The organism is Candidatus Limousia pullorum (assembly GCF_057405065.1).
The window spans coordinates 2,071,695-2,085,507 of record NZ_CM171614.1; the positions used below are offsets into that span (position 1 = coordinate 2,071,695).

A 13,813-nucleotide genomic window follows, 5' to 3' on the forward strand; every position below is an offset into this window, starting at 1 on the left:
GTTGTTTTTTAAAGTAAAATTATGTTTTATTATATAAAATCTCATAGTAAGGAGGGAACGTAAAATGGATTTAAAAAACAACGGATTTTACAAACCTTTATATAAAATAAAATATATTCTTACATTTATAGTACTTTCTTCTTTTATGACACTCTTGTTTACCGGGTGTACAAGCGAAACTGAAAATAATATATTGATGAGTCAAATTGTTCCTGCAAGCGCAACTATTGATACATTGCTTTCCATTACAGAAAGCGAATCATTATTTTCTGCTGAAGACAAAGAAATAGGATACGATGATACAGAAACTTCTGCAATCAATCTAAATGGTGACAAGGTTTTTTCTGACTCGGAAAATGTAGAAGTGGATGGAGCAGTCGCTACAATAAAATCTGCCGGAACATATATAGTTACCGGAAATCTGGAAAACGGCAGAATAATTGTAGACGCAGGCAGTGACGAAGATATCAGACTTGTTTTAGACGGCGTAAATATACTGAACAACACAACATCAGCTATACAAATTGAAAATGCAAATAAGGTATATATAACCTTAGCCGAAAATACAGAAAACAAACTTTCCAATAATTTTTATTTTTCAGATAATGACGGAGCAAACGGAGTTATCTATTCAAAGTCAAATATAACTATAAACGGCCGTGGAACTTTAAATGTTTACGCTTCTGAAGGCAACGGTATTGTTTCAGAAAAAAACGCTGTTATTACAGGCGGAACAATTTATATATCTTCTGATAAATATGGAATAGCTGCTTCAGACAGTGTGAGAATTTCTTCATCTATGATGTCTATAGAATCAGATGATAAAGGAATTTACTCCTACAACGAAGAAAATGATTCATTAGGATTTATATATATATCCGATGGCATGTTTGCAATAAGCTCATCGGGGAATGCAATCGATGCAAGATCCATTCTTTTGATTGACGGAGGAGCTTTTAATATATCGGCTGTCAGCTCAGCAAGCCCAACAGAGAATGAGAAAAACGGATGCGGTTTAATCGCAGGGGAAGAGGTTTCAGTAAGTTCAGGAGAATTTACTTTTAATACCTCTGACGATGCTGTTTATTCAAAATCAAACGTATCAATAACCGGAGGAAGCTTTACTATAACATCAGACTCCAACGGCATTTACGGAGAGAATACCGTTGTAATAGGTGAAGCTAATATAGCAATTGAGAAAAGTTATATCGGAGTTCAAGGCCACACAGTATTCGTACAGGATGCGTCTCTTAATATAACCTCAGATGATGACGGCATTAACGCCGCAGGCGGAAACGACGGCAGCGGTTTAAGAGAAACATCTTCAAATTCTAACGCTACTTCAGGTATAGGAATTTTTAGCGGATTTATTTCCATAAACGCTTCAGGTGACGGAATTGACGCAAAAGGAGAAGTATCGGTTTCCGACGGAACTATAATGATTTCAACTGCCGATAACGAAGAAGATATGGTTATTGATTACAGCGATGATCTTTATATCACAGGTGGAACAATATTAGCAACCGGAAATCTTTCCGGAGAAAAGAATTTCTCAGAAACGGAACAGCAAATTATTACTTTGAATCTTGATTCCCAGCCTCAAAACACCTTCATTGAAATTTTGGATCAATCGGGAAATCTGATTTTTTCAGATATAGCAGAACAACCGTTCAGCAACATTATTGTGAGCAGTTCATTGCTTCAGAAAGGTTATACATACACATTAAAAATAGGTAGTTACGCAACAACAATCACTATATAAAAAACAGCGGATAAATTCTTATGTTGATGAATTTATCCGCTGTTTTTTATATTCCGTAAATAATTATACCCAGTACTGCTGAAACAATTATCAAAGCTATAGGGGACATAGATTTCTTTTTTATTTTTTGCCAAACAACAGAAACTGCTATTAAAATGACTGTAATAATAAGAGCATATAAATCAAATTCAGATATGCTGTCAGACGGAAACAAGTTACCGTAAAGCATTGTAATGCCCGAGGCAAATATAATACCGATTATACACGGCTTAATACCGTCAAGAATAGCCTGTATAAATGGCTTGTTGAAAACCTTATCTGAAAATTTCACAAACAAAAATATTATCAAAAAGGAAGGTATTACAACACCAATTGTAGCCAAAGCAGCTCCAATAATTCCGCCCTGATTGCTTCCTATATAGGTAGCGAGATTTACCATTATAGAACCCGGGGTTGATTCGGCAACGGCAATGAAGTACTTTATCATATCTTCCGAAAGCCATCCGTGAGAAAGAACTGTGTCCTGAATAAGAGGTATTGCTCCGTAAGCGCCTCCGAAAGAAAAAAGTCCAACCTGCAAAAACGCCAGCAGAAGTTCAATAAAAATCATTTTTTATCTTCCTTTCTGAAACGTGATATTGCAAATGTAATATATCCCACAAGACCGGCAATAAGGATAAGATATATGGAAGAAAAATTTATTGAGAATACACTTATTGCAATCATAGCCACAAATGTTAAAGCCATGATTATAAGAGGAAGCTTGTTTCTCGGTATTATCTTTAACATTCTCAAAGCGGCTGTAAAGACAAGCAGACTCACTGCAATTTTTATTCCTTTAAATGCGCTTGCGATTATCTTATTTTCCAAAATATTATCAAAGAAAAGAGAGATAATATAAATGATTATAAAGGAGGGGAGAACCACACCGATTGTAGATATTACAGACCCAAGGATTCCTGCCTGACGATAGCCCACATAAGTTGCACAGTTTATGGCAATTGGGCCTGGGGTAGATTCCGCTATTATTGTAACATTCATCAGCTCGTCAGAAGTTATCCATTTTTTCTTTACGACACACTCATCATCAATAAGCGATATCATAGAATAACCTCCGCCAAAGGTAAACAAACCTATTTTAAAGAACGTACAGAGCAAATCCCAGCATGTTCTGGCTTTTGTTTTTTTCATAAACAAGTCTCCTCACTTTTCTCCTCACTTTAATATTTTTTCCATATCTATATGAGGGCAATACTCTTCATAAAATTCTTCACCAAACTGAGAGTACCCTTGTTTTTCATAAAATCCTTTTGCTCGGCACTGGGCAGACAATATTATCCTTTCGCCGCCAATCTCTCGGCATTTTTCTTCAAGGAGCGAAATTACCTTAGCTCCTAAGTTTCGGCCTCTGTAGGACTTTAAAACCGCAACACGGCCTATTTTATATGTGATATCGTCTTTATCACTTTTGAAAAGTCTTCCGGTAGCGCAGGGGACACCGTCACAAAAAATTACAATGTGGATAGCCTTGCTGTCTATATTGTCAAACTCTTCTTTGAATCCCTGTTCTTCAATAAAAACCTTTGTCCTTATTTCAGCGCATTCAGAAGTTAAGCCGTTATAAAATTCCCATTTTTCCATTTAAGCCTCCAACGGTATAATTTAGTTTTCATCATTATTATCGTCGCCGTCTTTGTCTTTTTCCGTGCTCATCATATGAGACAGGGGATTTGCATTGGCGGCATTTTTAATTTGGTCAGGACTGAGGTGAGTGTAAATCTCAGTGGTGTTTAAATTCTCATGTCCAAGTATTTCCTGCAAAACTCTTATATCCACATTGCCATGCTGGTACATCAAAGTGGCGGCAGTGTGGCGCAGCTTGTGACAGGAATAACCCTGAGCGTCAAGTCCGATTTTAGTCAGATATTTATTCACAATAAACTGAACTGTTTTGGGACTTATTCTTTGAAGTCGTGCGCTTAAAAACAAAGCGTTTTTATCTTTGACTCCGTCAGCCGGGCGGACTTTTTTATAGTCATTTATAGCTTTTATACAGGCGTCGTTCAAATATACCACACGCTGTTTATTTCCTTTTCCTGTAATTCTTATAGTGTTGTTGGAGCGTATATCGTTGAAATTTATACCCACCAATTCCGAAAGACGCAGCCCGCAGTTTAAGAACAAAGTGAGGATACAATAATCACGTTCTTTATTTTCTCCGTCAACAGCGTTGAGCAAAGCTATACTCTGTTCAAGAGTCAAATACTTGGGAAGCTTTTTACCGGACTTTGGTATATCAAGCTCAGCCAGCGGGTTAGAGGGGAGAAGGTGCTTTTTTATTGTATAGTAATTAAAAAACGATTTTAAGCTGGAACATTTTCTGGCTCTGGTAACAGCGCTGTTGCTGCGTTCTCTGAGGAGATAATTCATAAACTCATAAGCGTCAGTAAGGGTAACGCTCTTTATCAATTCTTCATCAACATCATCTACAGGAATTTCTGTAAACTCCATATCCTTAGGAACAAGATTTCTTTTTCTCTTAATAAATCGAAAAAAGGTTCTAAGGTCTGAAAAATATTCATCAACAGTTTTGGGGGATTTTCCACGAACCGTCTGAAGGTAAAAAAGATAATCTTTTATCTGAGGAGAAGCCTCAGTCATGAAATCTATTGCCATTTTGAAAACCTCCGATATTCACTTAGAATATTTTACCGCATTGCAAAAATAAATTCAAGTGAGAGAAACAAAGGATAACAGTAATAACAGTATTTGAAAAACAGAGAAGTCTTTAAAAGAAATCTCTTAAAAGCAAGGGAAAAAACCTCTGAAAATCATTATACAAAATTGATATTTTGTATAATTAAGGGGATCTTAACAGGGTTTTAAGAGGCTAATCGAACACTTTGACCGAAGTTGACCGTTTTAACCTCTAATTATATAATTTTCTTATGTCTGTTTGCACCTAATTTTAAAGTTTTGATTGCAACTTAAAAAACTTTGTGTTATAATACAATACGTAGAGATTAACATTTATTTAATCTGCGTTTTGTACATCTTTAATCAGCGATGGTGACGTTTATGCCTTCATACTATTACAAAAAACTGCGTGAGCTTCGTGAACAAAACAATCTCACACAAAATGAAATTGCCCAGATACTGCAAACACGTCAAGAACAATACAGCAAATATGAACTTGGCCGCAGAGAGATTCCTGTTCATCATCTGATAACCTTGGCAAGGTTCTACAGAGTTTCTGTAGATTACATCCTTGGCCTTGAAAAAAATAAAACCAGGAAAACCAATCCGTCGGATAAGTAATTTCCCGGTCTACATTTAAAGCTTGCCGATACCCTTATATTATAAAATCTCTACTTGTTTATCGGCATATTAAAATTGCTTACATCTTCTTCAAATTTCATTTTATATGAAAAGCACACGGTTTGTTCGCACTGCGAGCACCGTGTGCTTTTCACTTATGGACAAAATTAAAAGCGCAGATTATTGATACCATAAATTGGTAAAGCAACAATACCCTGCGCTTTTTGTGATTATTAAATGTTATGAATTATACAAAATAATTATACAAAAGATTTTTATTTTCTAATCATCGTATTTTCTTTTTTTAGTAATTTCTCTGATTTATTTTTTCGTGTCTATTATGACAGCTCCGCCGATATCCGCCGGCATTTCTTCATCAGACAATTCCTCAATAAATACTCCGTGACTCAGGCAAAAACTTTTTATCTCTTCATACTTCGGATGATTTTTTATCTGTCCGGTAAAAGCCAAAATATCATTGGAAAGCTTGAAACAACAGCCTCCGATATATCCCCTGTTTGTGTTCAGAAGACTTACTCCGCCGTAAGGAATTTCAAGAACATCAACGGCATTTTCTTCTCTCGCCCTCTTCCCTATATCCTTACTGTCTGTGATGATTGCGTTTTCAGTTACCACCGCAGTGGAACATTTTGCGTAGCCGTTTTGGGTATCTATCATATTAAATCCGTAATCCTCAGCAAGCCATAAGAACTCGTCGTACACAAAATCAATTCTGCAAAAGATATTATTTTTGACGATGGCGCAATTTAATGCGGTGTTAAAAGGATACGTCCTTATAAGCTCATCCTTGCACATAATCACGTTATCATAGTGCTCTTCAAGAACCGGCAATAACTGTTCCGATTCCCTCAGTAGAAATACAGTGTCCTTATCTAAAGGCAAAACCTGCATATCTGCGTGAGTGCGTTCATATATAGGAAGCTTATTTATTGAAACCGTATCAGTGATATTGATACCCATGGATTTTAATGTTTCAAAGGCCTTGCAGCTGTTGTCCATTATAATATGTGTGACAGGACTTTGCGGCAAATTCGGTAAAAGTAAATTACTCATAGCTTATTCCGTAAGCGCATTAAAGGCTTCACGCACCGACTTAACGCCGATAACCCTAACGCTTTCATCCTGGTTTTTAATACTCTTTAAATTGTAGTAAGGAACAACAACGGTTTTAAATCCAAGACGTATTGCCTCATTTACCCTTGACTGGGCGTGAGAAACAGAACGTATCTCCCCTGCCAAACCTATTTCACCAAAAGCCACTGCTGTTTCGGAAATCGGTACATCTTTAAGACTGCTTACAAGCGCCATTGCTACAGCTAAGTCCACAGCAGGCTCGTCAAGTCTTAATCCTCCCACCACATTTATATAAGCGTCGGCTCCGGAAAAATAATATCCTGCACGTTTTTCAAGCACCGCTATAAGCAGTGACATTCTGCTGTAGTCAAATCCAGTTGACATTCTTCTTGGATTTCCAAAACCTGAAGCAGTTGCAAGTCCCTGAATTTCCGCAAGAATAGGCCTTGTGCCCTCCATAGCACAGGCAACACATGTTCCTGATACATTCTTTGGTCTTTCGCTTAAAAGCATCTGAGAGGGATTCTCGACCTGTGCTAATCCTTTATCAGTCATCTGAAACACACCGATTTCATTTGTGGAACCAAATCTGTTTTTAACTGCCCTTAAAATTCTGTAAGACAGCTGTTTGTCACCCTCAAAATATAAAACTGCGTCAACAATATGTTCCAGCACCTTTGGGCCTGCTATAGAGCCTTCTTTATTCACATGGCCTACAATCAACACGGGAATTTCAAGGCTTTTTGCAACCCTCATAAGCACAGAGGTACACTCTCTGACCTGGGCAACGCTTCCCGGAGATGAACTCAGTTCCGTAAAATTCATAGTCTGAATTGAATCCACCATAACCAAATCCGGCTTTAATTCTCTTATGTTTTCAGCCGCAAGCTCGATATCGGTTTCGGTCATTATAAAAACGTTGGGATTGCTTACGCCTATGCGGTTGGCTCTCAGTTTAATTTGTCTTGCAGACTCCTCTCCGGAAATATAGAGAATTTTAAGCCCACTGTCAAGGCTTGAACAAATCTGCATAAGTATAGTTGACTTTCCTATTCCCGGGTCTCCTCCCAAAAGAATAAGACTTCCCTTTACAATTCCGCCTCCCAAAACACGGTCAAGTTCAGAATAACCTGTTTTATATCTCTGTTCCTCTGCTGTGGATATTTCATTTACAGACACAGGCAGGCTGCTGACGGTTCTGCGTTTTACAGCTATTGACGACTGGTTTTTCACCTGTTCCTTGATTTCCTCTGTCATTGTGTTCCACTCGCCGCATCCGGGACATTTACCGTACCACTTAGGCGACTCGTATCCACATTCGGAACACACATAAACACTTTTTATTTTTCCCATATATACATCCTTCTGATTATATCAGTTATTATAGCAATACTCGGCAAAGCCCATATAAATTGCAAATGCTATTTCTTTCTGATATTCATAGTCCTTTAATTTTTCAAGCTCCTGAGGATTAGATAAAAATCCACATTCTATTATTATAGCAGGTACTTTTGCGTTGCGCAATACGAATATACTGTCGTCAGCCGGCTTGCATTGCCTTTCATTATCAGGCTGAACCAACCCAACAACCGCTTGGCGTATATATTCGGAAAGCTCCTGACTTTCTGTGTTATCACTGTAAAATATCTGTGTGCCGTTATATTTGCTTTCTGAAAAATTATTCTGGTGAATACTGAGTACAATATTGTTTTCGTCCGAATTATATATCTCCACTCTTTTTTCCAAATCAGAACGCTTTCTTTCCCTTACAGTTTCAAGGGAATTGTCGCCTACTGATATATCCTCTTCCCTTATCATTTCCACCTCAAAACCGCCTTGTACAAGCATATCACGAAGTATCTGGGCTATTGAAAGGTTTATATCCTTCTCTATAGTTCCGTCTGATGCCTGAGTACCACCGTCTTCTCCTCCGTGCCCTGCGTCGATTATAACCTTATATTTATAGTCCCCTATGGTTTTATTCTCTGCGGTTTCCATGGATACTTTATTATATGCATTACACATAAGAACACAAAAGGCTGTTATAACTGCGGTTACAGAAAATATGTAAAGTGTTTTCTTGTTGAAATATGGACTTTTGATTTTTTTCATTTAATCACCTCTTACTTAAAAGTATATGAAACAAGACAAATTTTATATGTTTATTTATCTACTTTTTCCCTAAAAAACTCTCAATTAAATTATAAAATAAATATTAAAAAAATTTCATTAGATTGACTTAATCAACGCTTCTGACGTATAATTAGATTGAAACAAAAGGATATATATTTTCCTAATATAATGAATTCTGAGAGGTGGTTATTTGAAAAAAATAATCTTGAGCTTGATGATGATTGTTTCGATGATTTTCTGTCTTTGTGCTTGCGGACAAACCTCCGGCAAGGCTCTGCCACAGGGAGAAAAAGACACGTTGGTTGTATACTTTTCACGAACAGGAAATACAGCCGATGCTGCTCAAATTATCGCAGATTATACCGGAGCTGATATTATCCGTATCACAAGAACAGAACCATACCCTGATAATTTGGAGGATTGCGTAAAAGAAGTTTCCGAAGAAATGCAAAGCGGCGAGCTTCCCGCTATCAACGAAAAGGTCAATAACATGAACAGTTATGACGTGGTATTTTTATGTTATCCAATCTGGCTTAATTCTATCCCCATGCCTATGGTTACATTTATGGAGGAAAACAGCCTGTCAGGGAAATATGTAATACCGGTTGCTACCCACAGCGGAAGTGAATTCGGAAACAGTATATCGGTTATTCAAAACCACAGCGGCAACGCAAAAATACTTGACGGTATAGCTCTGCTGAACGGAAACACACAGGGACTTGCGGAAAAACTCAGCGAATACGGCTACAATTAAACGTATACAATCGATAATCATTATAAATGAAAGGATTTGAAAAAATGAATCAGGAATACAGAGAAGCAGCACAAATTGTGCTTTCACGTTTGAATAAAGTTATTCTGGGAAAGGAAGAACTTACAAAAGAAGTTTTTGCGGCATTTCTCGCAGGAGGACATGTTTTGCTTGAGGATATCCCAGGAGTTGGAAAAACAACATTGGCTTTGGCTTTCTCAAAGCTTTTAGGTCTTAAATGGAAGCGTGTGCAGTTTACACCTGACGTACTTCCCTCTGACCTTACAGGTTTTTCCATATATCAAAAGGATATACAAAAATTTGTTTACCAGCCCGGAGCAGTATTCTGCAATCTGCTTCTTGCCGACGAAATAAACAGAACTTCTCCTAAAACCCAGTCTGCACTTCTTGAGGTTATGGAAGAAAAACAGGTTACTGTTGAAAAAATAACAAGAAAAGTACCGTCACCTTTCTTTGTTATTGCAACACAAAACCCATTCGGTACAGCAGGTACACAGATGCTTCCTTTTGCTCAGCTTGACAGATTTATGATAAGCACATCAATGGGCTATCCGGATATGCAAAACGAAATACTGCTTGCAAAAGGTGTTCAAAACGGCGGCAGAACAGACAATCTCACAGCCATGCTCAATGCTGATGCTTTCCTTAAAATGCAGCAGGATGTTGAGCAGGTATATATTCACGACCATATCTACAGTTACATTGTACGCCTTGTAACAGCTACCCGTGAAAATCCTTATATAGAAATAGGCGTAAGCCCGAGAGGTACAATTTCTCTTGTAAAGATAGCAAGGGCAAACGCATGGCTTAACGGAAATGATTTTGTTTCTCCTTCAGATGTTTCAAGCCAGTTTTTACCTGTTGCTCTCCATAGAATACAGCTCAACGTAAAAGCCCGTATAGACGGAGTTGACAAAAGAGATGTATTAAACGATATTCTTAAAAGGATTGAAGCTCCCGCCCTTAGGGGGAAAAACAGATGAGGAAAATAATATTTTTGTTTTCCGCCTGCGCCACACTTTATCTTGCCGGATTTTTCAGAAGCGGCCCTTTGATGATATTGTTTTTTGCAGAGCTTTTTCTGTTCATAGGTATGTTTATAGTTTCCAAGCTTATCGGACGCAGATTATCCTTTGATGTTCTGCTTTCGGACAAAAAGGTAAAAAAGGGCGAATATACTACCGGATGCATCAAAATAAAAAACAAATCTTTGCTTGCCGTAACCAAATTCGAGCTAAGTGTTGTGTGCAAAACAAACGGAGTTTCCGACAATAAAAAACACACATTAAAGGGTTACGTAGGCGCAAGAAGTGTTACTGATATTGAAGTGCAGCTTTCTTCCATATACTCCGGTATACTGTCAGTTGAACTCGGTCAGATAAAAGTATGGGACTATCTTGGCTTTTTTGCATCAAAGAAAAAGCTTTCCGGCGGCGGAACATTTGTTGTTATGCCGTCACAGAATAAGATTGATATAAGAAAAAATCAAATCTTTTTAGGCTTTGACAACCTTGACAGAGAAGCTGTAAACCGACCGGGAAATCAGCCTCCTGAAATATATCAGATAAAAACATACACACCGGGCGACTCCATAAGAAACATTCATTGGAAGCTTACAGCAAGAATGGACGAACTTATGAGCAAAGAGTACATGGACGAGGTTGGCACAGAGCTGTTTTTCTTTATTGATTTGAGAAGCTCTGACAGCTCCCCTAAAATGCTGGATGCGTTCTGGGAGATTATTTCATCTATATCACTTGGTTTTCTCTCATCCGATATACCCCACTGTATACAATGGTTCAGCGTAGAAGAAAAGCAGACGGTTTCACACAATATAAAAAAATATGAGGACTACAGCGAAATGATTGAAAGCCTCATAATAACAGGGGTGATTGACGGTACAAAAACCGTGTCCGAAGAATATATGTCTGAATTTTATCAGCATTGCATGAAAAACGAGTCCGTTTTGATGTTCAATACCGATTTAATTCTGTCTTACAACGAAAACATAATAAAAGAATTTTCGGAGGAAGATTATGAGCAGGAAATCAAAAAATCAACAATCTGTATATAATAATCGACAGGTTCGTCAGGATTATTTATATCAGAAAAACGAACCTGCCGTATCACTCCGAGTTACCGGAGCGGTGTCAACCACAAAGAAGAATAATTACTTTTTAAATTTGTTAATGCTTTTGTTTTTTGACTGCGGTGTATTCGCTACACTTAGAATTATTAAAAACTTTACAGACATTAACTTTAATGAAACTTTTGTTTATATAGGTTTGGCAGTATTCAGCCTTATTATTTGGATAATATCAATGCTGCCTAAAATAAAGCCTTTATATTTGTTTCTTTCGGGAACAGCCATAACGGCAGTGGCATTTTTCTTATTTTACGGAAAAATAATGGCGCAGATAAATATAATAATAGGCTTGATTATATGGTCACCTCCTTTTATAAGCTTAGTGGATATAACCCATATAATTCTTGTCTGCGCAATGTTTATATCTCTCATCTTTTACATGCTCACATTCTGCGCCGGTAAGGGATGGATTATGGTTTTAGTATCGGTGCCATTTTTAATTATGTCACCTATATATGATATAGACATAGAGTTACTTGACCTGTTTTTACTGGGTCTTTTCTTTGTTGGAAGCTACACTGTAGGAAACGTGCACAATCCATCCAAAAGAAAAAAGCGAAAAGTTCACAGGCTGTCGGCTTCCGAGAGAATGAGTGCAGGCGGAAGCGGTGCTGCAATCCTAATGGCTTTGTTTTTGGTTTTTTCCATTCTTGCCTACACATTTGCAACACCACGCCTTGATAATCTCTATGAAATACCGATGACCGTTGAGTCTATTGTTCAGCAGACTATTTCTTCCGTTGTAAATGTAGAGCCTGACAACGGCAACGTCAACAGGGGAAACAATTATTCCTTTGGACAAAAACACTTGGAAATAGTTACCTCACAGCAGCCAAAAGACGCTGTATATCTCAAGAACTATACAGGCGGTTACTATAATAACGGACGATGGAACACTGTAAATGAAAACAGCTTTTTCTCCAACATGCAGGACGGAAATTATTACAGTATGGTCTGCAACAATCCATACTATATTTTGCAGTTTATACTTGACGAAAGCGATGTTATGGATATAAACGTCCGCAGCTATAAAAGCCTTATGACCGGCACATGTGTACCTGTTCTTTCTCAGGAGACCGGCTCAGAAAACGGTTATACAACATATCAGGGATATAATCTCTCAGACTTTCTTAGTGTTTTAGACACTGTATCAGCCGGCGGATTTGATGACCTGTTAGGCGAGTACGGCGCATATGCAGAAAGCACCTATATGTATGTTCCGGAGGATAAAATACCGAGAATAGTAGAACTGTGCAATACAAGCGGAGTAAGAAAAGGTAACTACACCGCCGCAACAAACTTCATTATAAACACGTTGAACGAAATGACAACCTACACAACTTCACCGGGCAATGCTCCTTCAGGTGTTGATATTGCAGAATATTTTCTGTTTGACAGCGGAAAAGGATTTTGCCAGCAGTATGCAACAACAGCGGCGCTTATGTATAGATTGCTGGGACTTCCATCAAGATACGTTACAGGTTATATGGTAACTCCCAGTGATTTTCATAAAAACAGCGACGGAACATACACCGCAATAGCCACAGATGAAAAGGCTCATGCTTGGGTTGAAGTCTATGTAGACGGCACAGGCTGGATTCCTACAGAGGTGACTTTCTCCCAGGATGAAATCGACCAGGGAGGTTCAACTGCCGGTGATGACAACAATCCTACGGAAGAACCCACCTCAGAGGAAGCTACAACAGAACCCACCGAAAACACAACGGAACCATCAGATTTGACTGAACCAACAACAGAGCCAAATAATACAAATTCATCAGATAATAATAACTCCATGAGCGAAATGCTGATTCAGGCACTAAAAATAGTGGTAACTGCGGTTATAACTGTTGTTGTGATTATAGCTGTTATACTGTTCTTTAAATGGAGAAGGAAAGGTAAGCTTGCTTCATTAAGAAGAATGAAACCTAATATTCTTTTGGTAAAAATGGTAGATATGCTTCATCTTGGCGGTTACTTAAAGGAATACAAAGGCACAGAAGCAGACTTCCCTGAAAAGCTTTCTGAGCTTGTGGAAGAATTAAGCGTTTCAGATATAGCATACTTTGTAAATCTGGCAAACAAAGCGGCCTTTGGCAATAAACCAATAGAAAAAGATGAAAAACGTACAGCATATAATCATTACGTCCGCACTGCGGAATTTGTTTTTGGCAAACTCAATTTCATCAAAAAGATTTATTTTAAATACTTTAAGGTTTATTATTGATAAACTAACTCAACAGAAAACAGCCAACGCAAAATTTAAATTGCGCTGGCTGTTTTTATGTGTGTAAGATTATCTTCTCTTAAAAATGAAAGCAAAAGCTAAACCTGCTGTTAATACTAAAATTGTAACTATTATTAAAATTATATCATTACTCTGGGTTTGTGATGTGCTTTCCGAAAATTGATTATCCATAGAGAAATTCATATTCCCTCTATTTCCCGGCATCATATTTCCGTTTGCATTGTTTGGAAATTCTTCTCCTGTACTGCTTTCTGTAGGAATTTCAGTAGGCGGAACTTCGTTGGTTTCTCCACTGCTATTGATATCTGCGGTATTTGAAACCTGCATATTTGAGGAACT

Annotated in this window: 14 protein-coding genes; 6 read left to right on the plus strand and 8 right to left on the minus strand. The window is 37.8% G+C overall.

Features of this window, described 5'->3' with window-relative positions; all coding sequences use genetic code 11:
• The first annotated feature begins 64 nt into the window (after positions 1-64).
• A complete protein-coding gene (locus CGICJO_RS09540; protein WP_486498691.1) occupies positions 65-1,762 on the plus strand; it encodes a carbohydrate-binding domain-containing protein in 1,698 nt (565 codons plus the stop codon).
• A 46-nt stretch (positions 1,763-1,808) separates the two neighbouring features.
• Here the strand turns inward: CGICJO_RS09540 and CGICJO_RS09545 are convergent, their stop codons facing one another.
• Genes CGICJO_RS09545 through CGICJO_RS09560 form a run of 4 tightly spaced genes read right to left on the minus strand, consistent with a single transcriptional unit; the run spans position 1,809 to position 4,438 of the window.
• Positions 1,809-2,372: a chromate transporter gene (locus CGICJO_RS09545; RefSeq protein ID WP_486498692.1), complete on the minus strand. Its 564-nt coding sequence runs from the start codon at positions 2,370-2,372 to the stop codon at positions 1,809-1,811.
• Positions 2,369-2,953: a chromate transporter gene (locus CGICJO_RS09550; RefSeq protein ID WP_486498693.1), complete on the minus strand. Its 585-nt coding sequence runs from the start codon at positions 2,951-2,953 to the stop codon at positions 2,369-2,371. The genes CGICJO_RS09545 and CGICJO_RS09550 overlap by 4 nt, the downstream gene beginning before the upstream one ends.
• A gap of 24 nt (positions 2,954-2,977) precedes the next feature.
• Positions 2,978-3,403 (minus strand): GNAT family N-acetyltransferase, encoded by a 426-nt coding sequence (locus tag CGICJO_RS09555; protein WP_486498694.1) that lies wholly within the window; start codon positions 3,401-3,403, stop codon positions 2,978-2,980.
• Positions 3,404-3,424: 21 nt separating this feature from the next.
• The gene (locus CGICJO_RS09560; protein WP_486498695.1) at positions 3,425-4,438 is read right to left on the minus strand and encodes a tyrosine recombinase XerC; all 1,014 of its coding nucleotides are present in this window, start codon (positions 4,436-4,438) and stop codon (positions 3,425-3,427) included.
• A gap of 402 nt (positions 4,439-4,840) precedes the next feature.
• Here CGICJO_RS09560 and CGICJO_RS09565 point away from each other — a divergent pair, with 402 nt between their 5' ends.
• Positions 4,841-5,080, plus strand: coding sequence for a helix-turn-helix domain-containing protein (locus CGICJO_RS09565; RefSeq protein ID WP_486498696.1), 240 nt, complete (start codon positions 4,841-4,843; stop codon positions 5,078-5,080).
• 321 nt (positions 5,081-5,401) lie between these two features.
• Here the strand turns inward: CGICJO_RS09565 and CGICJO_RS09570 are convergent, their stop codons facing one another.
• From CGICJO_RS09570 to CGICJO_RS09580, 3 genes are read right to left on the minus strand one after another with little or no spacing between them, the layout of a single operon-like run.
• A complete protein-coding gene (locus tag CGICJO_RS09570; RefSeq protein WP_486498697.1) occupies positions 5,402-6,154 on the minus strand; it encodes a DUF6873 family GME fold protein in 753 nt (250 codons plus the stop codon).
• Positions 6,155-6,157: 3 nt separating this feature from the next.
• Complete coding sequence (radA, locus tag CGICJO_RS09575) at positions 6,158-7,528, minus strand: DNA repair protein RadA (RefSeq protein ID WP_486498698.1); 1,371 nt, start codon at positions 7,526-7,528, stop codon at positions 6,158-6,160.
• Between the two features lie 21 nt (positions 7,529-7,549).
• Complete coding sequence (locus CGICJO_RS09580) at positions 7,550-8,287, minus strand: N-acetylmuramoyl-L-alanine amidase (RefSeq protein ID WP_486498699.1); 738 nt, start codon at positions 8,285-8,287, stop codon at positions 7,550-7,552.
• Between the two features lie 211 nt (positions 8,288-8,498).
• Between CGICJO_RS09580 and CGICJO_RS09585 the strand changes: the two genes are divergently transcribed.
• From CGICJO_RS09585 to CGICJO_RS09600, 4 genes are read left to right on the plus strand one after another with little or no spacing between them, the layout of a single operon-like run.
• Positions 8,499-9,062, plus strand: coding sequence for a flavodoxin (locus CGICJO_RS09585; protein WP_486498700.1), 564 nt, complete (start codon positions 8,499-8,501; stop codon positions 9,060-9,062).
• A 44-nt stretch (positions 9,063-9,106) separates the two neighbouring features.
• Positions 9,107-10,063: an AAA family ATPase gene (locus CGICJO_RS09590; RefSeq protein ID WP_087375981.1), complete on the plus strand. Its 957-nt coding sequence runs from the start codon at positions 9,107-9,109 to the stop codon at positions 10,061-10,063.
• Positions 10,060-11,154 (plus strand): DUF58 domain-containing protein, encoded by a 1,095-nt coding sequence (locus CGICJO_RS09595; RefSeq protein ID WP_486498701.1) that lies wholly within the window; start codon positions 10,060-10,062, stop codon positions 11,152-11,154. Before CGICJO_RS09590 ends, CGICJO_RS09595 begins: the two co-directional genes overlap by 4 nt.
• Positions 11,117-13,453: a transglutaminase-like domain-containing protein gene (locus CGICJO_RS09600; protein WP_486498702.1), complete on the plus strand. Its 2,337-nt coding sequence runs from the start codon at positions 11,117-11,119 to the stop codon at positions 13,451-13,453. Before CGICJO_RS09595 ends, CGICJO_RS09600 begins: the two co-directional genes overlap by 38 nt.
• Positions 13,454-13,522: 69 nt before the next feature.
• On the opposite strand, the gene CGICJO_RS09605 is transcribed toward CGICJO_RS09600, so the two are convergent.
• Positions 13,523-13,801: a hypothetical protein gene (locus CGICJO_RS09605; protein WP_486498703.1), complete on the minus strand. Its 279-nt coding sequence runs from the start codon at positions 13,799-13,801 to the stop codon at positions 13,523-13,525.
• Between the last annotated feature and the right edge of the window lie 12 nt (positions 13,802-13,813).